Source organism: Rhizobium sp. P1_B8, assembly GCF_056406515.1.
In genome coordinates, this window is sequence record NZ_JBFTZZ010000004.1 from 123,305 (window position 1) to 149,170 (window position 25,866).

At 62.2% G+C, this 25,866-nt stretch carries 20 protein-coding genes; 13 read left to right on the forward strand and 7 right to left on the reverse strand.

Annotated features, from left to right (window positions below; translation table 11 throughout):
- Positions 1-333 precede the first annotated feature (333 nt).
- The 4 genes from AC1D2N_RS07480 to AC1D2N_RS07495 all read right to left on the reverse strand — a co-directional run bounded on the left by AC1D2N_RS07480 (position 334) and on the right by AC1D2N_RS07495 (position 6,150).
- Entirely contained in the window at positions 334-4,113 is a 3,780-nt protein-coding gene (locus tag AC1D2N_RS07480; RefSeq protein WP_130651683.1) for a peptidoglycan-binding protein, read from the reverse strand.
- 330 nt (positions 4,114-4,443) lie between these two features.
- Positions 4,444-4,809 (reverse strand): VOC family protein, encoded by a 366-nt coding sequence (locus AC1D2N_RS07485; protein ID WP_018244679.1) that lies wholly within the window; start codon positions 4,807-4,809, stop codon positions 4,444-4,446.
- An 86-nt stretch (positions 4,810-4,895) separates the two neighbouring features.
- Entirely contained in the window at positions 4,896-5,597 is a 702-nt protein-coding gene (locus AC1D2N_RS07490) for an SDR family NAD(P)-dependent oxidoreductase (RefSeq protein WP_477981028.1), read from the reverse strand.
- A 193-nt stretch (positions 5,598-5,790) separates the two neighbouring features.
- Positions 5,791-6,150 carry a hypothetical protein gene (locus AC1D2N_RS07495; protein ID WP_112905904.1) on the reverse strand — a complete coding sequence of 120 codons (360 nt, stop codon included), beginning with the start codon at positions 6,148-6,150 and terminating at the stop codon, positions 5,791-5,793.
- Between the two features lie 365 nt (positions 6,151-6,515).
- On the opposite strand from AC1D2N_RS07495, the gene AC1D2N_RS07500 reads away from it, so the two are divergent.
- The 6 genes from AC1D2N_RS07500 (at position 6,516) to AC1D2N_RS07525 (ending at position 13,468) form a co-directional block, all read left to right on the forward strand.
- Positions 6,516-8,312, forward strand: coding sequence for an acyl-CoA dehydrogenase C-terminal domain-containing protein (locus tag AC1D2N_RS07500; RefSeq protein WP_130651685.1), 1,797 nt, complete (start codon positions 6,516-6,518; stop codon positions 8,310-8,312).
- Positions 8,313-8,471: 159 nt separating this feature from the next.
- Positions 8,472-9,680, forward strand: a complete 1,209-nt coding sequence (locus AC1D2N_RS07505) for an acetyl-CoA C-acetyltransferase (protein WP_130651686.1) — start codon at positions 8,472-8,474, stop codon at positions 9,678-9,680.
- A 2-nt stretch (positions 9,681-9,682) separates the two neighbouring features.
- A complete protein-coding gene (locus tag AC1D2N_RS07510; RefSeq protein WP_130651687.1) occupies positions 9,683-10,066 on the forward strand; it encodes a cupin domain-containing protein in 384 nt (127 codons plus the stop codon).
- 16 nt (positions 10,067-10,082) lie between these two features.
- On the forward strand, positions 10,083-12,296 hold the full coding sequence (locus AC1D2N_RS07515; RefSeq protein WP_477981031.1) for an FAD-dependent oxidoreductase: 2,214 nt from the start codon (positions 10,083-10,085) through the stop codon (positions 12,294-12,296).
- Positions 12,297-12,414: 118 nt separating this feature from the next.
- Positions 12,415-12,978 carry a YdeI/OmpD-associated family protein gene (locus AC1D2N_RS07520; protein WP_130651689.1) on the forward strand — a complete coding sequence of 188 codons (564 nt, stop codon included), beginning with the start codon at positions 12,415-12,417 and terminating at the stop codon, positions 12,976-12,978.
- Positions 12,979-13,258: 280 nt separating this feature from the next.
- Positions 13,259-13,468 (forward strand): cold-shock protein, encoded by a 210-nt coding sequence (locus tag AC1D2N_RS07525; RefSeq protein ID WP_003545273.1) that lies wholly within the window; start codon positions 13,259-13,261, stop codon positions 13,466-13,468.
- 165 nt (positions 13,469-13,633) lie between these two features.
- Here AC1D2N_RS07525 and AC1D2N_RS07530 read toward each other — a convergent pair whose 3' ends face one another.
- A complete protein-coding gene (locus tag AC1D2N_RS07530; RefSeq protein WP_130651690.1) occupies positions 13,634-14,134 on the reverse strand; it encodes a MarR family winged helix-turn-helix transcriptional regulator in 501 nt (166 codons plus the stop codon).
- Between the two features lie 58 nt (positions 14,135-14,192).
- Here AC1D2N_RS07530 and AC1D2N_RS07535 point away from each other — a divergent pair, with 58 nt between their 5' ends.
- Both AC1D2N_RS07535 and AC1D2N_RS07540 read left to right on the forward strand, forming a co-directional pair.
- Positions 14,193-14,597 (forward strand): GFA family protein, encoded by a 405-nt coding sequence (locus AC1D2N_RS07535; protein ID WP_130651691.1) that lies wholly within the window; start codon positions 14,193-14,195, stop codon positions 14,595-14,597.
- 118 nt (positions 14,598-14,715) lie between these two features.
- Positions 14,716-15,159 (forward strand): YybH family protein, encoded by a 444-nt coding sequence (locus AC1D2N_RS07540; protein WP_130651692.1) that lies wholly within the window; start codon positions 14,716-14,718, stop codon positions 15,157-15,159.
- Between the two features lie 9 nt (positions 15,160-15,168).
- On the opposite strand, the gene AC1D2N_RS07545 is transcribed toward AC1D2N_RS07540, so the two are convergent.
- Positions 15,169-16,371, reverse strand: a complete 1,203-nt coding sequence (locus AC1D2N_RS07545) for an MFS transporter (RefSeq protein WP_130651693.1) — start codon at positions 16,369-16,371, stop codon at positions 15,169-15,171.
- Positions 16,372-16,508: 137 nt separating this feature from the next.
- Here AC1D2N_RS07545 and AC1D2N_RS07550 point away from each other — a divergent pair, with 137 nt between their 5' ends.
- Positions 16,509-17,066: a TetR/AcrR family transcriptional regulator gene (locus AC1D2N_RS07550; RefSeq protein WP_477981035.1), complete on the forward strand. Its 558-nt coding sequence runs from the start codon at positions 16,509-16,511 to the stop codon at positions 17,064-17,066.
- 8 nt (positions 17,067-17,074) lie between these two features.
- Here AC1D2N_RS07550 and AC1D2N_RS07555 read toward each other — a convergent pair whose 3' ends face one another.
- Complete coding sequence (locus AC1D2N_RS07555) at positions 17,075-20,599, reverse strand: hybrid sensor histidine kinase/response regulator (protein ID WP_130651695.1); 3,525 nt, start codon at positions 20,597-20,599, stop codon at positions 17,075-17,077.
- Between the two features lie 206 nt (positions 20,600-20,805).
- Between AC1D2N_RS07555 and mscL the strand changes: the two genes are divergently transcribed.
- From mscL to AC1D2N_RS07575, 4 genes are all read left to right on the forward strand, one after another.
- Positions 20,806-21,243: a large conductance mechanosensitive channel protein MscL gene (gene mscL, locus AC1D2N_RS07560; RefSeq protein ID WP_012755977.1), complete on the forward strand. Its 438-nt coding sequence runs from the start codon at positions 20,806-20,808 to the stop codon at positions 21,241-21,243.
- Between the two features lie 122 nt (positions 21,244-21,365).
- Positions 21,366-22,532 carry a pyridoxal phosphate-dependent aminotransferase gene (locus tag AC1D2N_RS07565; protein ID WP_018447604.1) on the forward strand — a complete coding sequence of 389 codons (1,167 nt, stop codon included), beginning with the start codon at positions 21,366-21,368 and terminating at the stop codon, positions 22,530-22,532.
- A gap of 221 nt (positions 22,533-22,753) precedes the next feature.
- A complete protein-coding gene (gene galE / locus AC1D2N_RS07570; protein WP_130651696.1) occupies positions 22,754-23,788 on the forward strand; it encodes a UDP-glucose 4-epimerase GalE in 1,035 nt (344 codons plus the stop codon).
- 108 nt (positions 23,789-23,896) lie between these two features.
- Complete coding sequence (locus AC1D2N_RS07575) at positions 23,897-25,858, forward strand: putative bifunctional diguanylate cyclase/phosphodiesterase (protein ID WP_047617029.1); 1,962 nt, start codon at positions 23,897-23,899, stop codon at positions 25,856-25,858.
- Positions 25,859-25,866 lie beyond the last annotated feature (8 nt).

Genomic DNA, 25,866 nt, shown 5'->3' on the forward strand with positions numbered 1-25,866 from the left:
GTTTCTTGTCACGTCCCCGTTCGAATGCGCACCATACTGTGAAATCGTTGCCAGAGGCTTTCGATCGGCCCCGTGATTAGCCATAGAGATTGGCGGAGAGATCGGTGGCAGAGGATTCGCCGGATGCGCGGATCGATATGTCCGGGCATAATCCGGCTTTTTTCAGGTTTTGTGACAGGCGACGGCAAAATTGGAAAAAGCCTTGCGGCCTACCGCATAATTTATCCTTCAATCGATTCCGATTGAAGGATAAATTAAGCAGTAATTCAGCGGGTTACAGCGTCAATTGCGCGTCTGAAAAGACGCGCGGCGCTGCAATGCCGCCAGGCCCTTTTAGATCGCCTTGCTGCCCTGCTTGTTGTGTTCAAGCAGCGCCTTCACGGTCGCGTCGGTCACCTTGCCGTCCGGCTCCTGGCCGACGGACTTCTGGAAGTTTTTGATCGCGGTAACGGTCTTCGCGCCCATTTCGCCGTCCGGCACTCCGGCGTCGAAGCCGTTATTGTTGAGGATCGCCTGGATGTTACGGACTGCCTTCTTCATGTCGACGGTCGCCGTCTTCGCGCCGGTGCCTGCCCATTCGTCGGGGATGTCGATGGCGTTCGTGCGGTGGTCGACCGGCTCCGGCTTCCAGAGATCGGCCTTGGCGCGCGCCCGTTCGAGCTGGTCGGGCTTCATGGCTTTGGCCACTTCGTCGCGCTTCTGCGCCGCATCCTTGTCGCCGGCCTTGGCGGCGATCGCAAACCATTTGTAGGACTCTTCGAGGTCCGCCGGGACCCCGTTGCCCCTAGCGCAGAGGATCGCAAGGTTGAACTGGCTGTCGGTGATGCCGAGGTTCGCAGCCTTGGTGAACCACGAAGCGGCCGTTGCATAATCCTGCTGGCCCAGCGCGCCGGAGGCGTAGAGGACGGCGAGATTGTGCATGGCGCTGGCATTGCCCTGGTTGGCCGCCTGCTCGTAGAAGCCCTTTGCCTTGGCGATGTCGCGTTCGACGCCGTTGCCTTTCTCGTACATGCTGCCGAGCCGGTATTGTGCAGGCGCAAAGCCCTTGTCGGCCGCAAGCTGGTACCAGTTCGCCGCCTGTTTCTGATCGACCGTCATGCCGTTGCGGCCGTCGGAATAACGCGCGCCGATTTCGAACAGCGCCAGCGCATCGCCGCCACTCGCCGCATCGGCAAGCGATTTCGGCTGGACGGTGTCGGGAATGGTGATGGCGGCCTGCGGTGCGGGTGCGGGAACGAAGCCCGATGTTTCCTGCGCTACGCCGGACGGACCGGGAGGGGCAAGGGTCGCTGCCCCTTCGCCGTCAAGCGGCGTCATATCGGTCAGATGGTCGCCACCGGCCGGTGGGGTTGCTTCCGGCTGCGCCTGTTCGGCGGCGGGCGGAACAGCTTCCGTTGCCGGAGTGGTCGTTCCGAGAGCGGCGGCATCCGGCTGTGCAGGTGTCGCTTCAGGCAAGGCCGCCGCCGGGTTTTCCGCAGCACCGGTCAGTGCCGAGACTTCCGCTGGCGGCTGCGGCGCGCGCTCGCCGCTCGTCAGCGTTCGGGCAAGTGGAAAGGCCATGATGGCGAGCAGCACGGCGCCGACCGCCAGCAGGATCGGCCGCCGGTAGCGCGAAAAGGCGCTGGTTTTACCCGTCTTGTCAGAAGCCTTGCCGGCCTTGTCGGCGGTCGCGCCTTTCTTCTCGGCCTTGACGGCTGGCTGCCTCGGATTGGCATCCACCTCCATCGCGGCCGCCTGCGCCGCACGGCGCGCAGCAGCGATGTAATCGGCGCGATCGGTTTCGCCGGCAGGTTTGCCGCGTGCCGCACTCTGGCTGGCGCGAACCCGTTCAAGGATCTTCTTCACGTCAGGTGTGCCCGAGCCCGGCTCGAGCAATTCGTTTGCCGCATCCGTCGGCACCACGTCGGTGGGATCGATCGACGGCGCGGGGTCGATCATCGGACGTTCGCTCGCCCGGCTCTCGGCTTTCTTGCCGGGCAGCAGCCGCTTGCCGAGGCTGGCGAGCAGGCTGGCCTTCGCCGGGACCTGTGCCCGGGCCGCTGTCGCAGCTTCCGTCGCCCTGGTCGCGGCTTCGATGGCGATCGCGCTCGTTCCGCTCATGGCGGTGGCTTGCGCCGGGGCCGCAGGTTCGGCGGCGACCTCGGCCGTGCGAATAACAGGAGAAGCCTTCGCCGTCGGGGCAGCGGCCGGCGTCCGGGCCATCTCGGCTTCGGCCACCATCAGCGCATAGGGATCGACATCGAAATCGACGTCGGCGACCGGCATCTGGGCGACCGGCCGGCCGCGATCTTCCATGCCGTCGAGGCGATCGGCAATATGCACCAGCGTCTCGTGCAGCGCCGTGAAAGTCTTGTGGGTGCGTTCCTCGCTGTCGCGGCTGATATCCTCGAGGTGGCGAAGATCCTCGGCCAGCGCCGTCAGCGCCGACATGTCGGCGGCGGGCATGACACCCTGCGGACCGCCATGGCGCGAATAGGCTTCGACCACGGCCTCTGCCGCCTGGCGTGCCGCCTCGATGATATATTCATCGCTCGTCGCCATATAGTCTTCGATCGCGCCCATGCGCTGGTCGAGTTCGGGGGGTATTACGGCGCTCTCGCGCGGCGCGCTCATCAGTGCCGAAAGATTGGCGATCTGGTCTTCGAGGTTCTTCAGTGCGTGCGGATCGGTCGGCGCTGCCGATGTGCTTTCCTCCAGCCGGGCGGCGATGTCGCTCAGCCGTCCTTCGAGACGACGGAAAGCGCCATCGTCGACTACCGCGGCCGGCGCCGGCGCCTGCTGCTGATGGGCCATCTCGTCGATGCGCCGGGCGAGATGGTCGAGCCGCTGCGCCAGCACATCGTTGACGGCGCCGTTCTCAAGCGCGTCGATCTTGCGGGAAATATCGGAAAGCGGGCCGGTGAGGTCGGGCTGCGGCGCCGTCTCCTGCGTGCGCTCCAACAGATAGGAGAGATGTTCCAGCCGTTCGTCGAGCCGCGACGTCGCTTCCGCCTTGGTCAGCTCCTCGACGCGTCCCGTCAGAGCCTCCAGCCGCATCGCCAGCTCGTCGGCAGGGTTCACGCGGTTGGCTGCGTCATGGCTCATCAGGTCGATCTGATCGGCCAGCGCCGAAAGCCGGCTTTCCAACCGCTGCATCAGGCCCGGATCATTGGTGGTGGCCGTGCGCCCGCTTGCCGCGATCGCCCGGCTGATCTCGTCGAGCCGCATATCCATGGCGGCGAACTGTTCGGACATGACCCGGTCGTGCGGCTGGATCATATTGCCGAAATGCTCCATCGCCGTGGCGATCGAGATCAGCTTGTCTTCCAGCGCCCGAACGGCCGGGCTTTCGCCCATGCCGCCGATATGGCGTTTGATGTCGTCGAGCCGATAGGCGAGCGAAACGAGCTCTTCCTGCAGCCCTTCGGTATCGAGCGCCGCAAGCCGGTTTTCGAAACCGTCCCAGCGGTTTTCCATGTGGCGCAGCGAATCCTCGCGCGCCAGCCCGTCCATCAGCGAGCGCAGCTCTTCGAAATCCTCGCGAAGGCCGGTGGCCTCCGGCGCGGCGGAGCGGCCGGTCAGCTGGGTGATGCTCTGGGCAAGGCGGCCCATATCGGCGCGCATGTCGTCAGCGAAACGGCCGTCTCCGGCATTTATCTTGATTTCGCGCAGCTCGGCGCGCAGCGCGTTCATCTCGCGGGTGACGCCCTCGGAAATGTCGCGCTTCAGGTCCTGGCGCAGGTTGACGAGCGCCTGGGCGATCTCCGTCATCGTGTCGTCGCCTGCCCGGAAGGCCGGCGCCGGCACTGGAGCGGCGGCGCGGGGCGTGGGTTCACGAAGCTGCGGGGCCTGTTCGCGTGCGTAGGGCCGTTCGCGGCTGGCTTCGAGCGTGCGCTGGCGTTGACGGATTTCGGCGAGCGGATCCGGCCGCGGCTCTGGCGGGGCCTTTGCGGGCCGGGGAGCATGGGAGCCGGCATAAGGATCGCGCTCGGCCGTTGCCGTGCGCGCCCGCTGTTCGCGCCCGCTGCCCATCAGCCCTTCGATGCGCGCCTCCAGCCCTTCGATCGTGCGGTTCAGCGCATCGAGCGAGGTCCTGTCGGACTGTCGGGAAGGATTTGATCGCGATCCGTTCATCTTCTTGCTCGCTTCGACTGCTCGACCTCTCGTCAGAGCTCGATCTTTGGCTTTTCCGTCTGCTGCCCGCGTCTTTACGCGGACCGGAGCGCATCATTCATAAGACGATAGTCAATTAGACTTTCCTCAAGCTGAACGATGTAGCGGCATCTCTTAGGAACGCGAGACTGGGGAAAGGAATGCGGATCGCTACTGCTCAATCCGCACCTTTCACGAAACGTGGTAAACAAGCCGTTAATGTCGATGGGAATTTTTTAACGTTTGTGTTTCAAACGCCGTTTTTGCCGGCAATTGCCCCCGAACGCGTCACATCGAATGGCGACGGCGCGCTCAGGCGGGCCGGGGATATTGCAGCTCGATCTTCACGCCTTCGGGCCCGTAGACGAAGACCTGGCCGAGATCGGTGTCGGGAATATCGTAATATTCATAACGATAGCCGCCCGCCTTGATGCGCTCCAGCGCCGGCCCGAATTCGTAAAGGCTGAAGGCGACATGGTTGAAGATGCCGGGTGGAAAATCGGTGGCGCGCGAAGTCAGGCTGAGATGGATGACCGGGCGGTCGTCCAGATAGAGCCAATGGCCGGGCGAGGGAAAGGGCGGCCGATAGCCTTCCCTGACGCCGAGCACGGCTTCCAGGAAGCCGATCATCCCAGGCGCATCGCGGGTCTCGATGGTGACATGGTCGAGGCGCGGCATTGGTATCCTCCCAGCCAGCGTTGACGGCAAAGTCTAGCCTGTTTGAAACCGCCGCGAAAGTTGCCTTGTTCGCCGTTAGCAGGTGCTCAGAAGCTCTCCGTCCAGGGCCGGACTTCCACCTCCAGCGACCACGCACTGCGGTGCTGGCGGAGCACGTCGATATAGGTCTGGGCGATCGCCTCCGGCAGCAGCGTGCCATCCGGCTTCTCCACCCGGTCCGGCCGGATCTGCGAGCGCACGGCGCCGTCGATGACGAAATGTGCAACATGGATACCCATCGGCCCGAGTTCGCGGGCGGCACTCTGGGCAAGGCCGCGCAGCGCGAACTTGCCCATGGCGAAGGGGGCCGATTGCGCAAAGCCCTTCACGCTTGCCGACGCGCCGGTGATGAAGATGGCGCCGCGGCCGCGCGGGATCATTCGCCGCGCTGCCTGCTGCACCACCAGGAAACCGCCGAAAGCGGTGGTCGCAATCGCCTTTTCCACCTCGGCGGGATCGAGTTCTGTGAGCGGTCCGCGCTGACGAGCGCTGGCATTGAAGATCACCACGTCAGGTCCGCCGATTGCGGTAGCGGCCTCTTCGAAGAGTGCTGCGACGCTCGCCGGCTGCGAGACGTCTGCTGTAAAGGCGTTGGCGCCGGTCTCCTCGATGAGCCCTTGAAGTTTCTCGATATTGCGGGCGGCGAGCCCGACCTTGACGCCCTGCGCCGACAATTGCCGGGCAAGCGATGCGCTGATGCCGGAGCCGGGGCCGACGATGAGTGCGCTCTCATAGGGAAAGTCGGTCATGATATCTTCCTCGATGGATCGTCCGAAAGACGTAGGAAGCCTGAGCGGCTGGCGCTACAGCCCGATTGAAATTTCAGTGCGATTGCGCCGAATCGATTGAATAGGAACTGATGCGCGTGCGAGGGATCAAGGAAAGACCTGTCTCTCCTGCCGAGTCGTTGAAGGCGTCACAGTCCCTCGCGCAGAGGCGCTATCACGGCTTGTCGATCAAAAGAGGAGCTGCCAACGGCTTTGGTTTGTTGCCCTTGTAAAACATCCGTCGTGTCGCCGAACAGTAGCTCTTCGCGTCGTTTTGGGCTTCTTTCTCAAGCCGGGACATTTCTGATCGGAAATAGGGATCGAGTGGCGGATAGATACCGGTTCCGTACTGATACCCGGCGACGAAATCGGCATTTAGTTCGAGCTTCCCACAATACATAACCGCAACGGCCGCCCCGGCTGCAAAGGTCAGAAACTGCTCTTTCGACAATTTGGGATGGAGCGCCGGTTCCTCCGCAAATGCCGCTGAACAAGTGATCAGCAATCCTATTGTGGCACCAATTATCTGTTTCAAATGATTTCCCGAACGCGCTATTTCATACATTCCGGTATAGCAGCCGGCCACTGAACCATCGCAACCAACTTATCGCGATGGTTAAGACAGCACTACTGACCTACTGCGCTGCAACGGTTTGTTCTCGCCGGCCCTCCGTTCGCGCGGTTACAAACGCTACCGCTTTGACTCCTTTCCGCGGTGGACAAGGAAGATGAGATGGCGTCTCCTCCCAGCGCCGCATGCCCGCGGATTCGTGCTCTCGAATTTTTTCAAGAAAAGACTTCACGACTGCAGAATTTGACGTTTACGCAAACGTCAATATTTTGTAAGACAGTGCCCAAGGCCGGCGCGAGCCGGTCAGCCGAATGGGAGGAATTCGAGAGATGCCAGTCTACAAGGCCCCGGTGAACGATACGCTCTTCGTCCTGAACGACGTGCTAGGCCTCGAACGCTACAACAATCTGCCCGGTTTTGCCGACGCGACCCCCGATATGATCGAAGCGATCCTCGGCGAGGCCGGACGGGTTGCCGAGGAAGTTCTCTTTCCGCTGAACTATTCCGGCGATCAGGAAGGCTGCACGCGCCACGATGATGCCAGCGTCTCGACGCCAAAGGGCTTCAAGGAGGCTTACAAGGCCTATCGCGACGGCGGCTGGATCGGTCTTGCGGTGCCGGAGGAATTCGGCGGGCAGGGGCTTCCCTACACGCTGCATACCGCCGTCGGCGAATATACCTCGGCCGCCAACATGTCGCTGATGATGTATCCCGGCCTGACCCAGGGCGCGATCGCCGCGCTGCTCGTCCACGGCTCCGACGAGCAGAAGGCCACCTATCTGCCGAGGATGGTGGATGGCACGTGGTCCGGCACCATGAACCTCACCGAGCCGCATTGCGGCACCGATCTCGGCATGCTGCGCACCAAGGCAGTGCCGCAGGCTGACGGCAGCTACAAAATATCAGGCCAGAAGATCTTCATCTCCGCCGGCGAGCATGACCTGACCGACAATGTCATCCATCTGGTGCTCGCCCGCATCGAGGGTGCGCCTGAGGGCACCAAGGGCATCTCGCTCTTCATCGTTCCGAAATTCCTCGTCGGCGACGATGGCGCGCCGGGCGCCCGCAACGCTGTCTCTTGCGGCGCGATCGAGCACAAGATGGGCATCCACGCCAACGCCACCTGCGTCATGAATTACGACGAGGCAAAGGGTTTCCTGATCGGCGCCGAAAACCGTGGCCTCAACGCCATGTTTGTGATGATGAACGAGGCTCGCCTGATGGTTGGCCTGCAGGGCATCGCCATTTCCGAGATCGCCTATCAGAACGCCGCCAGCTACGCCCGTGATCGCATCCAGGGCCGCTCGCTGTCCGGCCCCAAGGCGCCGGACAAGAAGGCCGATCCGATCATCGTCCATCCGGATATTCGCCGCACGCTGATGACCATCCGCGCCTTCAACGAGGCCGGCCGCGCCTTCCTGCTCTGGACCGCGCTCAAATCTGATATCGCCCACCGCGCCACCGACGAGAAGGAGCGCCAGACGGCCGACGATATTCTCGGCCTCGTCACCCCGATCCTCAAGGGCGTGATGACCGACAAGGGCTTCGATCATGCCGTCATGGCCCAACAGGTCTTCGGCGGCCACGGCTATATCGAAGAACACGGCATGAGCCAGTATGTGCGCGATGCCCGCATCGCTATGATCTATGAAGGCGCCAACGGCATTCAGGCGCTCGATCTCGTCGGCCGCAAGCTGGCCCTGAACGGCGGCCGCGCCGCCATGGCCCTGTTCAAAGAGATCGGCGATTTCTGCGAGGAGAACCGCAACAACGAAAAGCTCTCCTTCTTCACCAAGCATCTGAAGAAGGGCTTGAACGACGTCCAGGGCGCGACCATGTGGTTCATGCAGAACGCCATGGCCAAACCCGACAATGCCGGCGCCGGCTCGACCGACTACATGCACCTCTTCGGCCTCGTCATTCTCGGCTATATGTGGGCGAAGATGGCGAAAGCCGCCGAAGATGGCCTTGCATCAGGCGATGCCGCCCGCGAGGATTACTTGAAGAACAAGCTGATCACCGCCCGCTTCTTCATGGAACGCCTGATGCCGGAAACCGCGCTTCGCAAGGCCCGCATCGAAGCCGGCTCCGACACGATGATGGAACTGGCCGCCGAAGCGTTTTGATTGTGTCCCTCTTCTCCCCAGCGGGGAGAAGGTGGCCCAAAGGGCCGGATGAGGGGGCGCGCCGCAGGCGCGTCTTTCTTCTGGCTCCGGCTTTGCCGGAGACCCCTCAGGGAAGAACGAAATTCACCGGCGCCGCCGCGCCGTCAGGGAGATGAGACAATGACCGAGGTTTTCATTTACGACCACGTGCGCACGCCGCGCGGCCGCGGCAAGAAGGACGGCGCCCTGCATGAGGTGCCCTCCGTCCGCCTCGCGGCAAAGACGCTGGAGGCAATCCGCGACCGCAACGGGCTGAATACGGACACGGTCGACGACATCATCATGGGCTGCGTCGATCCGGTCATGGATGCCGGTGCCGTCATCCCCAAGGCCGCCGCCTTCGAAGCCGGTTACTCCACCAGGGCGCCCGGCATGCAGATCTCCCGCTTCTGCGCCTCCGGCCTCGATGCCGTCAATTTCAGTGCCGGCAAGATCGCGCAAGGGGCCGACGACATCGTCATCGCGGGCGGTGTGGAAAGCATGTCCCGCGTCGGCCTCGGCATGTCCGGCGGCGCCTGGTTCATGGATCCTTCCGTGAATTTCCCGGCCTATTTCATGCCGCAGGGCGTCTCGGCCGATCTGATCGCCACCAAATACGGCTTCAGCAGAACCGATGTCGACGCTTACGCGGTCGAAAGCCAGAAGCGTGCCGCCCATGCCTGGGAAAAGGGCTGGTTCGACAAGTCGGTCATCTCGGTCAAGGATCAGAACGGCCTGACGATCCTGGCAAAGGACGAACACATGCGCCCCGGCACGGATATGCAGGCGCTCGCCTCCCTCAATGCGTCCTTCCAGATGCCCGGCGAGATGGGCGGCTTCGAGGCCGTCGGCATCCAGGCCCATCCGGAGATCGAACGCATCAACTATGTCCACCATGCCGGCAATTCCTCCGGCATCGTCGATGGCGCCAGCGTCGTCCTGCTCGGCTCCAAAGCCGGCGGTGAGAGCATGGGGATCAAGCCGCGCGCCCGCATCAAGGCTTTCGCCAATATCGGCTCCGATCCGGCCCTGATGCTGACCGGGCCTGTCGACGTCACCGAGAAACTGTTGAAACGATCAGGCATGAGCCTTGCCGACATCGACCTCTTCGAACTCAACGAGGCTTTCGCTGCCGTGGTGCTGCGCTACATGCAGGCCTTCGACATCGATCACAACAGGATCAACGTCAATGGCGGCGCCATCGCCATGGGCCATCCGCTCGGCGCCACCGGCGCGATGATCCTCGGCACGGTGCTGGACGAACTTGAGCGCCGCGACCTCAACACCGCGCTGGTGACGCTCTGCATCGGCGCCGGCATGGGCACGGCAACGGTTATCGAAAGGGTCTGACGATGGGCTTCAACACCGGCACGATCGAAACCGAATATGCGGAGATCACCGAGCACTGGTCGCCCCGCGTCATCGCCGATCTCAACGGCCAGAGCGTCAAGCTCGCCAAGGTCCAGGGCCAGCTGACCTGGCATTCGCACCGCGACGAAGACGAGCTTTTCCTCATCTGGAAGGGGTCGCTTACCATCGAATATCGCGACCGCCCGCATGTGCATCTGAGCGCCGGTGATTTCCATGTCGTGCCGAGAGGTGTCGAGCATAATCCGGTTGCGCCTGAGGAATGCTGGATCGTGCTTTTCGAGCCGTCGCAGACCAAGCACACCGGCGATGTCGTCACCGAAAAGACGAAGACCTTAGACGCGCAGCGCAGCCATTTGCCGGCCTGATCGGGGAGGAAACCCAATGACCTACACCAATTTCACGCTCGAAACCGACGCCGACGGCATCGCTCTCGTCACCTGGGACATGCCCGGCAAATCGATGAACGTCTTCACCGCCGAGGTGATGGCCGAACTCGACGCCATTATCGACGCCACGACCGCCGATGCCGCCGTCAAGGGTGTCGTCGTCACCTCGGGCAAATCCTCCTTCTCCGGCGGCGCTGATCTGTCGATGATCAAGTCGATGTTCAGCTCCTATCAGGATGAGAAGGAAAAGAGCCCGCAAACGGCGGTGCAGAACCTCTTCGGTCTGGTCGGCCGCATGAGCGGCCTGTTCCGCAAGCTCGAAACATCGGGCAAGCCCTGGGTGTCCGCCATCAACGGCACCTGCATGGGCGGCGCTTTCGAACTGTCGCTTGCCTGCCACGGCCGCGTCGCCTCCAATGCCAAGAGCGTCAAGATTGCACTGCCCGAGGTGAAGGTCGGCATCTTCCCCGGCGCCGGCGGCACGCAGCGTGTGCCGCGGTTGGCGAACGCCCAGGATGCGCTGCAGATGATGACGACGGGTCAGTCGCTGACCGGCTCCCGCGCCAAGGCGATGAACCTCGTGCACCAGGTGGTCGAGCCGGATCAACTGATCCCGGCCGCCAAGCAGATGATCAAGGATGGCCTGAAGCCGGTCGCCCCCTGGGACGAGAAGGGCTTCAAGGCGCCTGGCGGCGGCATCTGGACGCCGGCCTCCGCCCAGCTCTGGCCGGCAGCCCCTGCGATCCTGCGCAGGGAAACATCGGGCAATTATCCGGCAGCGCTTGCCATCCTGAAATGCGTCTACGAAGGCCTGCAGGTGCCGTTCGACACCGGTCTGAAGATCGAGCAGCGTTATTTCACCGAGGTGCTGCAGACCCGTGAAGCCTTCTCGATGATCCGTTCGCTGTTCATCTCCATGCAGGAGCTCGGCAAGGGCGCCCGCCGCCCGGCCGGTCACGCGAAGACCGAGCTGAAACATACCGGCGTCGTCGGCGCCGGCTTCATGGGTGCCTCGATCGCTTATGTCACCGCCGCCGCCGGCATTTCCGTGACGTTGATCGACCGCGACATCGAAGCGGCGACCAAGGGCAAGACCGTCTCGGAAGGTCTGGTCAAGGATTCAGTCGGTAAGGGGCGTCTTACGCAGGATGAAGCAGCCGCACTGCTCTCCCGCATCACGCCGTCGGCCGACTATGCCGACCTCGCCAACGCCGATCTCGTCATCGAGGCGGTGTTCGAGGACCGGGAGGTGAAGAAATCGGTCATCGAGGCGGTCGAAGCCGTGCTGCCCGATGGCGCGATCTTTGCCTCCAATACCTCGACTCTGCCGATATCGGGTCTCGCCAAGAATTCGAAACGCCCGGCCGATTTCATCGGCATCCACTTCTTCTCGCCTGTCGAGAAGATGATGCTGACTGAGGTCATCTTGGGAAGCGACACCGGCGACAGAGCGCTGGCCGTCGCTCTTGATTATGTCGCAGCCATCAAGAAGACGCCGATCGTCGTCAACGACACCCGCGGCTTCTTCGTCAATCGCTGCGTGCTGCGCTACATGTCGGAAAGCTACGACATGTTGATCGAGGGCGTGCCGCCTGTCATGATAGAGAATGCCGCCAAGATGGCCGGCATGCCGGTTGGCCCCCTGGCGCTCAACGACGAGGTCGCCATCGACCTCTCGCTGAAAATCCTCAAAGCGACGGTCTCCGATCTCGGCGAAAAAGCCATCGACCCCAGGCATATGGAGCTCATCTCCCGCATGGTGGAAAAGGAAGGTCGCTTCGGCCGCAAGAATTCCAAGGGCTTCTACGACTATCCACCGAAACCGGCGAAGAAGTCCCTCTGGCCCGACCTCAAGACCTTCTACCCGCAGAAGCAGGCGGATGAGGTTGACGTCAACGTCCTAAAGCAACGCTTCCTCGTGACCATTGCGCTGGAAGCCGCCCGCACCGTGGAGGAAGGCATCGTCACCGATCCGCGCGAAGCGGATGTCGGTTCGATCCTGGGCTTTGGCTTTGCGCCCTATACCGGCGGAGCGCTGAGCTATATCGACGGGATGGGTGCGAAGGCTTTCGTAGAACTGGCTAAAAAGTTAGCAAGTACTTACGGAAATCACTTCAAGCCGACGCCACTGCTGAAGGACATGGCCGCCAAGGGAGAGACGTTTTACGGTCGGTTCGACCCCTATGCGAAGGTGGGGAAGGCGGCTTAGGCCGCCTTTTAAGCTGTGCCGCTCTTGCCGGGTTTCAAATGTTGAATGGGGCAGGGGGTGATGGCAATCCGTAACCGCAAGCAACACACGCCTCGCTGTCACCCGGACAGGACAGCCCATGCAACCATCCACCGACATCCTCGCCTTCGCCGATCCATTGGAGTGGGAATCCTGGCTTTGCGCGCATCACGCAGCATCGACCGGCGCCTGGCTGAAGATCAGTAAGAAAAATCCGAAACGAACTCTCATCAGCATCGATGAGGCGCTGGATGCGGCGCTCTGTTACGGCTGGATTGACAGCCAGCGCAAGGGGTTTGACGCGAACTCCTACCTGCAGCGTTATTCGCCCCGGCGCGCCAAAAGTCCGTGGTCCAAGCTCAATGTCGATCGGGTCACAGCACTCGCAGAAACCGGGCGCATGCGGCCCGCGGGCCTTGCCGAAGTCACTGCCGCCAAAGCCGACGGACGCTGGGCTGTCGCCTACGCTCCACAACGCGATGCCGGCCTACCGGACGATCTGGCGGCGGCGCTCGCTGAGAACGCTGCCGCTGGCGCTGCCTTTGCTCGGCTCGACAAGACCGGCCAATATGCAATCGTCCTGCCACTCCTGAAGGCAACGAGCCCGGAAGTGCGGGTCGCCCGCCTCGGCAAGGCGATCACCAGGTTGGCGCAGGCCGAATAGACGGTATTTCAGTTTCTGCAAAAAAACTCGCCCCCGGCTTTCCGCGCTACGCGGCAGGGAAAGACCTGTCCGCGGTGTCTGAAACGTCACCGATTTCCCTTGGTGCGGCCTTGTCACGGACACAATTTCCGATTACATATCCGCGCATCGATCTTGCTAGATGAACTTTGAAACGGCCTCGCGTCGTTCCTGGCGAACTTCCTCCAAAATCGGTTTTCATCGCCGCTCGGCATTTGTCCGAGCTGCATTCTTCTATGAACGATTCGAAAAGGATATCGTCATGAGCACAGGTACCGTAAAGTGGTTCAACGCAACCAAGGGCTTCGGCTTCATTCAGCCGGATGACGGCGCAGCCGACGTTTTCGTCCACATCTCCGCCGTTGAACGCGCTGGCATGCGCGATCTCAAGGATGGCCAGAAGCTGTCTTACGAGCTCGTCCGCGACAACAAGTCCGGCAAGATGTCGGCAGACCGCCTCCAGGCGGCCTGAGCCTTCAAGGCTTGAATATCATCTCCGGATCGTGACCACGGATGTACTGGCACGGTACGTTGAGATAGCAGGGAAGGTCGGGTTAACCCGGCCTTTTTTTGTGTCTGGCAGGCGGATGCCGTGCCTTATCCGCTCGGTTTCCCAAGACATGCCGTGGTGAGTTATTCAGCCGCGGGACGCCTCATCCGCCTCCAGCATCTCCATGACTCGGGCCATCACCGCCCGCGCCGCATCGAGTTCGGCTGACGCGAAGGCGCCGCCCAGCCCGTCGGCCCATCCGGCTTGCGCGATCTCGATGACGCCGAGCCGCGCCGCCCCTTCTTCCGTCAGCCGCACCAGCTTGGCGCGCTGGTGCTGCGGGTTGTCGGCATAGGCGATCAGCCCTTCACCCTCCAGCACATCGGTAAGCCGCTGCACGCCCTGGCGGGCGACGCCGAGCGCGCGGGCGATCTGCGCCACCGACATGCCGCCGCGTCGTGCCGCCGCCAGCACCTGCCAGCGCGCGCTCGTCTGTCCTGCCGGCTTTGCCAGCTGGTCGCCCGCCGCCGTCAGATGGCCGGCGAGGCGAAGGGCGGTGATCGCGAAAGCGGAAAAGGCATCCCCCTCCATGGTCCGCTCCGGTCGATTTTGTTTGACAACATGTTGTCGATTTTGTATCTCATCCATAATGACAACATATTGTCATATCCGGAGACTGAAGACAACGCCGAAGGAGGAGAGCGCCGTGAAGAAAACTTACAGAGGAAGCTGCCATTGCGGCAAAGTGCACTACGAGGTCGACATGGACCTCGACGAGGGCACCGGCCGCTGCAATTGCTCGATCTGCGCCAAACGGCGCTATTGGGGCGCCAACGTCAAGCCGGAGGATTTCCGGCTGATGTGCGACCGGGCGGAAACGTCCGACTATCAGTTCAACACCAGGAGCGGTCATCACCGCTTCTGCCGCACCTGCGGTGTGCCGGCCTATGGCGACGGTTATGTCGAAGCGATCGGTGGCGCCTATGTCTCGATCAACATCGCCTGCCTTGACGATATCAGCCCGGAGGAACTGGCAGCACTGCCTGTCCGTTACTCCGACGGCAGGCACGATGCCTGGTGGAACGAACCGGCGGTGACGAGTTATCTTTGAAGCAATTCCAGCAAAGCTGCGCAGCAGTTTTGCTGGAATTGCGCAAACGGAAATGCATCCCTGTCGGATCGTCCTCCTCCCGTTCGTCCTCTGTCCATAACGGAGAAGGAGAACGACCGTGAAAGATGAAGCGAATGCCAGGATCGAGGAAGAGGCGATCATCGCCATGCTGATGATGCGGGCCAAGGCGCTGGGTGAGAAGAACGCCAGCGACGCGCTTTCCTATGAGGCCGAGGATTCCGTCGAATTTTCGCTGGCGCCGCCGCTCGTCTATTACGGCCAGGACGAGGCGGGTCTGCAAGCCTGGTTCGATACGTGGGAAGGCCCGATCGGCGGCGAGGTGCGCGATGCTAGACTGACGGCCGGAGAGGATGTCGCTTTCTGGAGCGGCCTCATGCGCATGACCGGGACCAAGACCGACGGCACCGAAGTCGATCTCTGGTTCCGCCAGACCCTCGGTCTCGTCAAGCAGGACGGCCGCTGGCTGGTTGCCCACCAGCACGCCTCGGTGCCCTTCGCCATGGATGGCAGCGGCCGGGCGCTGCTTGATCTGAAGCCGTGAACTGCGTCCTCAGGCAGCGCTCTCCGCCACCCTGCGCCGGTCGGCGCGAATGCTCATCATCCCGACGCCCATCAACAGCAGGATCGCCGTCGCATAGATATCGGTCGTCAGCGCGTAGCCGGCCGATTTTGCCAGGAACCCGGCCAGGATCGCCGGCAGGCTGAAGGCGAGGTAGCTCTGGACGTAGAAGGCCGACAGCAGCCCGGCCCGCTCATCCGGTTTGGCGAGCGGCATGATCGTGCCGATCGAACCGAGGAAATTGGTGCCGAAACCGGCGCCGGTAAAAATCGTGCCGATCAGCAGCAACGGCACATTAGCGAGATGTACGCCGGCAACGACCGTCAGGATGCCGAGCGTCTTGGCCGATACGCCGAAAGCCAGATTGGCCGATGCCGTCTTGCTGCGCCTCAGATAGACGGCGATCGCCCCGCTCACCATTAGTGCGGTGACGACGGCCCCGCCGGTCAGCGGCGCCCGGCTGCCGGTCGTGGTGGCGACCAAGGACGGGACCAGCGAGAGATAGAAACCGGCAAGCGTCCAGTTGGCGATGTTGATCGGCGTCACCAGCGACAGCGGCCGCTTCACCTGCGGCGGAACGGTGACCCGCGGTATCAGCGAGCCGAGCGCGCCCGGCCGCGTGCCGCCGGTCTCGCCTATCAGCCAGATGGCGGCCGCCTGCAGCGTGAAGGCGACGAGCAGCAGCGCATAGATCAGATGCATCGGGAAGGGGCCGTATTGGATCAAGGCGCTGGTGCCGGCCGCACCCACCGCCATGCCGGAAAGCGGCGCGATCGAGTTGACGATCTGTCCCTTTGCCCGGTCGACATCGACGAGCGCTGCTCCGAGCGAGGCGCCAGCGATTCCCGTTGCCAGCCCCTGCACGATCCGTGCTGCGATCAGCCAGCCGGGACCGCTGGCGACAACGAAGAGCGCCATGGCGACGATTTCGAGCACGAGGGCGAAAAAGATCACCGGCTTGCGGCCGAGATGATCCGAGATCGAACCGGCGGTCAGCAGCGCCGCCAGCAGCGCGAAGGCGTAGACCGCAAAGATCACCGTGATCAGCACCGGCGAGACGGAAAAGTTTTCCTGATAGATCCGGTAGAGCGGCGTCGGCGCCGCGGAGGCGCCGAAGAAGGTCGCGAGCGTCAGCGCATGAAAGCCGATCGAGGGGCGTGGCGAATTCTCGGTGGATTTGGCTGCGGCGAACATATATAAGCCCCTTAAAGCTAAGCCGTTGCGTTAGCTTATGTAGAACTGGCGCCTCATAAAAGCAAATTATTTGCGTTAATAGTTCTATCAAAGATTTTGAACCAACGGTGTCAAAGGGCGAAAGTCGGGTTGCAGGCATGACAGTCAAAGAGAACCTCCGTCCGGGCGGCAGAAGCGCCCGGGTTCAGGCATCGGTGCACAAAGCAGTCCGTGAGCTGCTGGCCGAGATGAGCCGCGCCGAGGTGACGATCCCGCTGATCGCCGGCAAGGCGGGGGTGACGCCGTCGACCATCTATCGCCGCTGGGGCGACCTGCAACAGCTTCTCGCCGATGTCGCCGTCGATCGGCKGCGGCCGGATATGCAGCCGATCGATGCCGGCAGCGGCAAGGCCGATCTGGAAGCTTGGGCCGAGCAATATGCCGAGGAAATGTCCTCCGGCCCGGGCCGCGAGATGATCCGCGACGTACTGGCGGCGCAAGCGAGCGCAAATGCCTGTAAATGCGCTGAATTTACCCGCCAGCAGGTCGGTCTCATCGCCGAGAGGGCGAAGGCCCGCGGCGAGGCCTTTCCGGATGTCGAGCGCGTCATGGATCAGGTCGTGGCGCCGATCATGTACCGCATCCTGTTCGGCGATGTGCCGGATGCAGCGCGCGTGCGCAATCTCGTCTCGTGCGTCATGGGCGCGCCGCTGTAGGCTGCCTCTTACTCCGCAGCTGCGCGCTTGAGGCCGGAAATCTGGGTGATATAGGCGCGCAGCGCCGCCGGCCGCACCGGCTTGTGCTGAACGGCGATGCCGTATCGCTCGGCCTCGCTGCGCACCTCCGGCGTGCGGTCGGCCGTGATCAGCAAAGCGGGGATATCGGCGCCGAACTGCCGGCGCAGGTGCAGGATGGCGGCAACGCCGGTGCCGTCGCCGAGATGATAATCGGCGATGACGATATCAGGCGCTCCCTCCTGGCCATCGACGGCGGTGACGTCGGCGAGGCAATCCAGCGCCTCCACCTCGCAGCCCCAGCCGCTGATCAACAGCCGCATGCCTTCGAGGATCTTCGGCTCATTGTCGATGCAGAGGATCTTCAACCCGCTCAGCGGCTGCCCCGGACGGTCGGCAGGCGTGATTGCCGCCGTGGCCGCGGCCGGGCGCGAGACGTCGAGCGGCATGGCGATACGAAATTCCGTGCCCTTGCCATGCGTCGACTGCAGCTCGACCGGATGGTTGAGCACTCGGGCGATGCGGTCGACGATCGACAGGCCGAGCCCGAGGCCGGAAGCAGTCTTCGCGCCTTCGTCCAGCCGCGCGAATTCCTTGAACACCGTGCGGAATTTCGACGGCGGAATGCCGATGCCTGAATCGATGACCTGGATGATCACCTGGTTGCCGCGCCGCCGCGCCCCGACCAGCACCTTGCCGTTGATCGTGTATTTGATGGCGTTGGAAACCAGGTTCTGCACCAGCCGGCGCAGAAGATTGGGATCGGAGCGGACCCTGAGCGACGTCGGCATCACCACCAGCTTCAGCTGCTTTTCGCGGGCGATCGGCGCGAAATCGGTCTGGATACGCTCCAGCAGGTCGGAGAGCGCGACGGAGGCGAGCCGCGGCCGCATGGCGCCGGTATCGAGCCTGGAGATATCGAGCACCGCGCCGAGAATGGTCTCGACCGATTCCAGCGCGGAATCGATGTTGCGCACGATCGGACTGTTCTCGGATTGCGCCATGCGTTCGACCAGTGCCGAGGAATACAGCCTGGCGGCATTGAGCGGCTGCAGGATATCGTGGCCGGCGGCGGCGAAAAAGCGTGTCTTGCCGATATTCGCCTCGTCAGCGGCGGCGCGCGCCTCGCCGAGTTCGCGGTTGACCCGGGTAAGCTCGGCCGTGCGTTCGGCGACGCGCTGTTCCAGCGTCTCATTCGCCTGTTTCAGTGCCTGGTCGGCGCTGACGCGCTGGGTGATATCGGTGAAGGTGGCGACGATGCCCTTGTCCGGCATCGCATTGGAGCGCACCTCGATGATCCGCTCGCCGCCGCCGAGCACCAGTGAAAAGGGTTTGTCGAGCGTCAGGAAATGCCGCACCGTCTGGCTGAGATCGCCGGGCGCGATGTCGCCGCGCTGGCTGAGCGTGGTGACGATATCGGACAAGGGAAAACCGACCTGGCCCGCACTTTCCGGCAGATCCAGCAATTGCCGGAAGCGCCGGTTCCAGATCGTCAGCCGGTTGGAACTGTCGAAGACGGCAATGCCCTGGTCCATCTGCGATAGTGCCGTCTGCAGCATGTCCTGGTTATATTGCAGCGCCTCGCTCGCCTGATCGAGCAGCCAGGCCGTGTCGGAAGAGGCATCCTCGATCTTCTGCAGGATCAACGACAGCACCAGCCGGGCCGAGGACGAGCCGATGGCGCTGCCGAGCAGCTGTTCGCTGAAATGGATGAGCGCCATGTCGGCCGGCTGCTCGTCCTCCAGCTTGCGGCCGGAGCCTTGTTCGTAAGTCGTGAACGAGCGCTGCATGCGTTCTTCGCCGAGATAGCGTGAGATCGCCGCCTTGAGATCGCCGACGCTGATGCGGGTCTTCCAGCCGCGTGTGGCAAATTGCGAGCGCGAATGCCGCTTGACGAAGATGCCGGCCTGAATGCGTTCCAGCGGCTTGGCGTTGCGGGTGAGCGAGCCGACGACGAAGAAGGCGGTGTTGACGAGCAGGCTCATCGCCGTCGCATTGACCAGCGGATCGGCGTCGGCTGCGGTGAATAGCGAGGTCCCGGGAAAGATGAAGCCGAGCACGGCGCTCGCCACATAGGAATAATCGGGCCCGCCGAGCGAGGGCAGGAACAGCAGGTAGACCCAGATGACGAAGCCGGAGGTCAGTCCGAGGATCGCGCCGCGCGCGTTTGCCCGTCGCCAGATCAGCCCGCCGAACAGCGCTGGGGCGATTTGCGCGATCGCGGCAAAGGAAAGAAGGCCGATCGAGGCAAGGCCTGCGGTGCTGTCGGTCGAACGGTAATAGGCGTAGCCGAACAGCAGCACGGCGAAAATGGCGCTGCGGCGGATATTGAGCAGCGTCTTGGCAAAATCGTCGCGCTGGCTGGCGCGGCCGGCCAGTTTGCGCCTGAGGAAGATCGGCATGATGATGTCGTTCGACACCATGATCGACAATGCAACAGAATCGACGATGACCATCGCCGTTGCGGCGGAGAAACCGCCGATGAAGATGATCAGCGAAATGACGGGCATCTGGCCGGCAAGCGGCAGCGACAGCATGTAGAAATCGGCATTGCCGGTGCCGCCGAAGGTCAAGAGCCCGCCGATCGCTACCGGCAGCACGAAGAGATTGATTGATATGAGATAGGTGGGAAACAGGAAGCCTGCGAGTTTCAGCTGTTTCGGGGTTCGGTTTTCGACAACCGTCACGTGGAATTGCCGCGGCAGCAGGATGATCGCGAAAGCCGACAAGATGATCAGGGTGATCCAGCGGCTGATCGGCGTATGGTAGCTGAGCGCCGACATGACCAGCTCATTGTCGACGGTCTTGCGCCAGAGATCAGTCGGGCCATCGAAGAGAAACCAGATGACGCAGACGCCCGCCGTCAGGAAGGCGACGAGCTTGACGACGGATTCCATCGAGACGGCGAGGATCAGCCCATCTTGATGCTCCGTTGCATCCGTATGCCGCGTGCCGAACATGATGGCGAAGCAGGCAAGCACCAGCGTTGCGACGAGCGGCAGGTCGAGGAAATAGAGATTGCCGCTGCCGATGCCGTAATCGGACGGATTGACCATGGCGCTGACCGTGCTCGAGATCGCCTTGAGCTGCAGCGCGATATAAGGAATGGCGCCGATCAGCGAGATCAGGGCGACGATCGTGGCAACCGTCGGGTTCTTGCCGTAGCGGGCGGCGACGAAATCGGCGACCGAGGTGAGCTTCTCCGCCTTGGCGAGCTCGATGATGCGGCGAAGCAGCGGCATGCCGAGCGTGAAGACCAGGATGGGGCCGATATAGATGCCGGCAAATTCCAGGCCGCGCTGCGCCGCAAGCCCGACGCTGCCGAAATAGGTCCAGGAGGTGCAGTAGATCGCAAGGCTCAGCGCATAGACCACCGGCCATCCGCCTTCCAGCGTGCCGGGGCCGCGGTCGAGCGTGCTCGGGCTGCGGTTCTTGCGGTCGCCATAGCTCGCCACGGCGAAAAGCAGGAGCAGATAGCCGAAGGCAGACGCGAATATGACCCAGCCTGGAAGCATTGACCCTCCGCCGGCGGAAAACCCGCCGGGACCTCCCGCAACGTGGGTCAGCTTAAGTTATTTCAAGCACTTTGAGAATTCCCGCCGGTCTAGGCCTTAAGTCAAAGACCGCACGGGGTATCCCCAAATAATTGCGATTGCCGATTGATTAATTGCAATGAAGATGTAGCTAGTAAAAACAATTGTATCAAAGGGAGACGGATCCGATGCTCAATGAGTTTAAGGCCTTTATCGCCCGCGGCAATGTCATGGATCTTGCAGTCGGCGTCATCATCGGCGGCGCCTTCGGTGGCATCGTCAAATCTTTGGTGGATGACCTCATTATGCCGATCGTCGGCGCCATTTTCGGCGGTTTCGATTTTTCGAATTACTTCCTCCCACTGTCGTCGGCCGTCAACGCACAGTCGCTCGCCGCCGCCCGCGAGCAGGGAGCGGTGTTTGCCTATGGCAGTTTCCTGACCGTGCTCATCAACTTCCTCATTCTCGCATGGATCATCTTCCTGATGGTCAAGGGCGTAAACACCCTGCGTGCCCAGGTCGAGCGCCAGGAAAAGGTGGCACCGGAAGAGCTGCCAGCGCCGCCGGCAGACGTTCAGCTGCTGACGGAAATCCGCGATCTTCTCGCCACGCGCCCGACGGCTTGATCCGGGCTGGAGCCCGTCCGCTCCGGCCGGGCTCAATCATCACGAAAATAGATATGCTATCACTGGATGTCATGGGATTTGCCGGCCCAAATCCGCTATGAAGGCGGAAACCGGAGATATGCATGTCGATCGTGAGCAGCCTCAGCCCGCGCGCCGTAGCGGCGCCCGAAAGCGGGATCGTCGAAGTCGTCAATTATGCCCGTGGCCGCGAAGGTCTGCTGCCGCTCTGGGTGGGTGAAGGCGATCTGCCGACGCCCGATTTCATCAGCAGGGCGGCGATGGACGCGCTGGCCGCCGGCGAGACCTTCTACACCTGGCAGCGCGGCATTCCGGAGCTTCGCCAGGCGCTTTCGGATTATTACACCAGACATTTCGGAATCCGGCTTCCGATCGAGCATTTCTACGTCACCGGTTCCGGCATGCAGGCGATCCAGATCGCCGTGCAGGCGCTGACCTCGCCGGGTGACGAACTGGTTTACCTCTCGCCTTCCTGGCCGAATATCGCCGCCGCTCTCGAAATATCTGGTGCGCGCTCCGTCGGTGTTGAGCTGCAGTTCGAAGGCGGTAAATGGGTGGTCGACCTTGACCGCATCGAAACCGCGATCACTCCGAAGACCAAGGGCATCTTCATCAATACGCCGTCGAACCCGACGGGTTGGACCGCCACGAAACAGGACCTTGTCGATATCCTGGCGCTTGCCCGCAGGCACGACCTCTGGATCATGGCGGATGAAATCTACGCCCGCTACTATTTTGCCGGCGGCCGCGCACCCTCTTTCCTCGATGTGATGGAACCTGATGACAAGATCATCTTCGTCAATTCCTTCTCGAAGAACTGGTCGATGACCGGCTGGCGCGTCGGCTGGATCGTGGCACCCCCTGAGATGGGACAGGTGCTCGAAAACCTCATCCAATATTCGACATCGGGCGTGGCGCAGTTCATGCAAAAGGGCGCCGTTGCAGCCCTTGATCAAGGCGACGATTTCGTCGCTGCCAATATCGCCAAGGCGGCCCGCTCCCGCGATATTCTTTGCGATGCGCTGATCGCCACCAATCGGGTCGAGACGCTGAAGCCGGACGGCGCAATCTACGCCTTCCTGAAGATCGACGGCGTCGCCGACAGCCGAAGGGCAGCGCTCGACATCGTCGACAAGACAGGCGTCGGGCTGGCACCCGGAACGGCCTTCGGCCGAGGCGGCGAACTCTTCCTGCGCGCCTGTTTCCTGCGTGACCCCACGCAGGTAGCGACCGCAGCCGAGCGTCTCTGCGACTATATCCTCAAGCTCTGAGAAGCACTGGCCGCAACAGGTATCGTGGCGGGTGGCCGGATCGAATTTGTGCCGGAATCGCCGGATCGATAAAACTCTAGCAAAGCCCGAAATCGGCCTCTAACCACAACTCCAAACATACCCGTTCAAAGCCCCTTGAAAGGCCATTCGATAAGAAAATTGGAAAGAAAAACCGGCGCCTGATGCCCCTGCTTATAAAAACGAAAGCAGGGATGCGGGACATGGCGGTTTTGGTGACGGGCGGGGCCGGATATATCGGCAGTCACATGGTGTGGGCGTTGCTCGATGCGGGCGAGGATGTGGTCGTGCTCGATCGCCTCTCCACGGGCTTTCGCTGGGCCGTGGCGCCGGCGGCGCGTTTTTATCTCGGCGACATTGCCGATCCCGACATACTGAAAAAGGTCTTCATTGAAAACGACATCGAGGCGATCATCCATTTCGCCGGCTCCGCCGTCGTTCCGGTCTCCGTCGCCGATCCCCTCTCCTATTACGACAACAATTCCGGCAAGACCCGTGCGCTTCTGAGTGCTTCGGTCAAGGCCGGTATCCGCAACTTCGTCTTCTCCTCGACGGCGGCCGTCTACGGCCAGCAAAAGACCGACCTGCCGGTGAAGGAGACCGCCCCCCTCAATCCGGAAAATCCTTACGGCCAGTCGAAGCTGATGACCGAGTTCATGCTGCGCGATGCCGCCGCCGCCTATGATTTCAACTATGTCGCGCTTCGCTACTTCAACGTCGCCGGCGCCGACCCGCACCACCGTGCCGGCCAGTCGACCTCAGGCGCCACGCACCTCATCAAGGTCGCCTGCGAGGCAGCACTCGGCAGGCGCGACAGCGTCAATGTCTACGGCATCGACTATCCCACCCATGACGGCACCGGCGTGCGCGACTACATCCACGTCAGCGATCTCACGGATGCACATCTGAAAGCGCTGCAGCACCTGCGCAGAAGCAAGGGCTCGCTCGTTGCCAATTGCGGTTATGGCAGCGGCTATTCCGTGCTCGACGTGTTGAACATGGTCACCCGCCTGCACGGGCATTCCTTCAAGATCCATATGGCGCCGCGGCGCGCCGGCGATTCGGCAAGCGTCGTCGCAGACGCTTCGCTCGCTCGGCAAGTGCTCGAGTGGAAGCCCAGATACGATTCGCTGGAAACCATCGTCCAGAGCTCGCTCGATTGGGAACTGTTCCTGTCGAACAAGAGCGTCGACGACCTGCACAGCATCCACCGGGCACTCGCCGCCGCTTCGTTCTGATGCTGGAGCCTGTTTACGATCCCCGCGCATGCGGGGGCCCAATGCCGTTACGTGAATAAGGAAAAATCAAGCTTTCTCTGGCTGGCTCTGGCCAACGGAAAAGAGAAGATGAAGAACTTTCTGGCCTCATTGCAGCTGCAAAAAGACAATCCGACGCTTCTGCTGGCGCAGTTCCAGGCCCTGTCGTCGCAGATCCCCATTCTCTATGTCCTGCTGATCATCAACGCCCTTGCGGTGGCGATCACCCACCTCAAATCCGCGCCCCTCTGGCTCTCGCTCTACATTCCCGTCACCTTGAGCGTCGTCTGCGTCTTCCGTCTCTGCTGGTGGGAGATCAGGGGCAAGGAAGACGTGACCGCCGAGCGGGCCTACAGGCTGATGAAGATCACTATATCAGGCGCCGCCATCCTGGCCGTCGCTTTCGGCAGCTGGGCGATCGCGCTTTACCAATATGGCGACGCTTCCCAGCAGGGTCAGATCGCCTATTTCCTTGTCGTGACAGGCATTTCCTGCATCTTTTGCCTGATGCATCTGCCGATAGCGGCGGCGCTGACCACTGTGATCACCTTCTCGGCCATGGTTGCGACCTTCATGTTCTCCGGCAATCCCGTTTTCGTCGCGACTGCCGTCAGCGGCCTCTTCCTGATCCTGCCCTTTCTCCGGGTGATCAACAGCTATTTCCAGAATTTCGTCGGCCTCGTGCAATTGACCGAGGAGCTGAAGCAGAAGCAGGCGGAAGCCGAGGAGCTGAACCTCGTCAACAGCCGCAACGCCCTGCATGACCAGCTGACCGGCCTTGCCAATCGTCGCAGCTTCTTTCTCTCGCTGGAAAAACGGCTGCAGAAGGATCCGTCGACGCCGCCCGTCCTCGGCATTCTCGATCTCGATGGCTTCAAGCCTGTCAACGACGTCTTCGGCCATGCCGCCGGCGATCTCGTGCTCAAGGAGACGGCGCGCCGCTTCGTCACGCTGGTCGGCGAAGAGGGCATCGTCTCTCGTCTCGGCGGTGATGAGTTCGGTATCATTTTCCCCTGCTCGATGACACGCCAGGCGATCGCCGATCTTGGTCAGGCGCTCTGTGCTGCCGTCCGCGATCCCTACGAAATCCCCGACGGCTCGGTCCGTGTCTTCGGTTCCTGCGGCATCGTCTATCCCGATATCGGCGAGTACACGGCCGAGGATCTCTACGAGAAAGCAGACTTCGCCCTCTATCAGGTCAAGAGCAAGCGCAGCAGCGGTGTCGAATTCTTCTCGGCCGAGCACGAGAAGATCCTGACACAGCGCCACCTGATCGAACTCGAACTGCAGGCGAACGACTTCGCCCAGGAATTGAAACTTGACTATCAGCCGATCGTCGAATTGAGGAGTGGCCGCGTCGTCGCTTACGAGGCGCTCGCCCGCTGGGACAGCGCCCGCTTCGGCCGGATCAGTCCCGAAGCCTTCATTCCCGCCGCCGAGCGCACGGCGGTCATCGGCCGCATGACCCGCATCCTCTTCGCCAAGGCGCTCGAAGCGCTGGCGATCATTCCTCGGCATCTCAGGCTGTCTTTCAATCTCTCGGCGCGCGATATCTGCGACCACGAGACCTCGATGGCGCTGCTTGCCATGATCACCCGCTCCGGCATCGATCCAAGGCGCATCGAATTCGAGATCACCGAGACGGCACTGCTCTCCGATTTCGACACCGCCGACCAGGTAATCACTATGCTGCGCGCCGCCGGCATCTCGATTGCCCTTGACGATTTCGGCACCGGCTATTCGAGCCTCAGCCATATTCATCGTCTCGGCTTCGACAAGCTGAAGATCGACAAGTCCTTCGTGATGAATTTCGATCGTGACGCCCGTTGCATGAACATTACCCGCTCGGTCGCCAATCTCTGCCAGAATCTCGGCATTGCCTCCGTCGCCGAAGGCGTCGAAAGCGAAGAGATCGCCGAGGGATTGAAGGCGATGGGCGTTCGTCTGGCGCAGGGCTATCATTTCTCGCGGCCGCTGCCGCTGGAACTTGCCATCGATTACGCCGCCCGGTGCGAGGCCGCAGCCTCCGCCCGCAATTCGCTGTCTGCCTGAATGATCGA

What these genes read in the sequence shown, in the direction of transcription:
- AC1D2N_RS07480 (WP_130651683.1), bottom strand. Translation starts at nt 4,113, where the DNA reads ATGAACGGATCGCGATCAAATCCTTCCCGACAGTCCGACAGGACCTCG.
- AC1D2N_RS07485 (WP_018244679.1), bottom strand. Translation starts at nt 4,809, where the DNA reads ATGCCGCGCCTCGACCATGTCACCATCGAGACCCGCGATGCGCCTGGG.
- AC1D2N_RS07490 (WP_477981028.1), bottom strand. Translation starts at nt 5,597, where the DNA reads ATGACCGACTTTCCCTATGAGAGCGCACTCATCGTCGGCCCCGGCTCC.
- AC1D2N_RS07500 (WP_130651685.1), top strand. Translation starts at nt 6,516, where the DNA reads ATGCCAGTCTACAAGGCCCCGGTGAACGATACGCTCTTCGTCCTGAAC.
- AC1D2N_RS07505 (WP_130651686.1), top strand. Translation starts at nt 8,472, where the DNA reads ATGACCGAGGTTTTCATTTACGACCACGTGCGCACGCCGCGCGGCCGC.
- AC1D2N_RS07510 (WP_130651687.1), top strand. Translation starts at nt 9,683, where the DNA reads ATGGGCTTCAACACCGGCACGATCGAAACCGAATATGCGGAGATCACC.
- AC1D2N_RS07515 (WP_477981031.1), top strand. Translation starts at nt 10,083, where the DNA reads ATGACCTACACCAATTTCACGCTCGAAACCGACGCCGACGGCATCGCT.
- AC1D2N_RS07520 (WP_130651689.1), top strand. Translation starts at nt 12,415, where the DNA reads ATGCAACCATCCACCGACATCCTCGCCTTCGCCGATCCATTGGAGTGG.
- AC1D2N_RS07525 (WP_003545273.1), top strand. Translation starts at nt 13,259, where the DNA reads ATGAGCACAGGTACCGTAAAGTGGTTCAACGCAACCAAGGGCTTCGGC.
- AC1D2N_RS07530 (WP_130651690.1), bottom strand. Translation starts at nt 14,134, where the DNA reads ATGGATGAGATACAAAATCGACAACATGTTGTCAAACAAAATCGACCG.
- AC1D2N_RS07545 (WP_130651693.1), bottom strand. Translation starts at nt 16,371, where the DNA reads ATGTTCGCCGCAGCCAAATCCACCGAGAATTCGCCACGCCCCTCGATC.
- AC1D2N_RS07555 (WP_130651695.1), bottom strand. Translation starts at nt 20,599, where the DNA reads ATGCTTCCAGGCTGGGTCATATTCGCGTCTGCCTTCGGCTATCTGCTC.
- mscL (WP_012755977.1), top strand. Translation starts at nt 20,806, where the DNA reads ATGCTCAATGAGTTTAAGGCCTTTATCGCCCGCGGCAATGTCATGGAT.
- AC1D2N_RS07565 (WP_018447604.1), top strand. Translation starts at nt 21,366, where the DNA reads ATGTCGATCGTGAGCAGCCTCAGCCCGCGCGCCGTAGCGGCGCCCGAA.
- galE (WP_130651696.1), top strand. Translation starts at nt 22,754, where the DNA reads ATGGCGGTTTTGGTGACGGGCGGGGCCGGATATATCGGCAGTCACATG.
- AC1D2N_RS07575 (WP_047617029.1), top strand. Translation starts at nt 23,897, where the DNA reads ATGAAGAACTTTCTGGCCTCATTGCAGCTGCAAAAAGACAATCCGACG.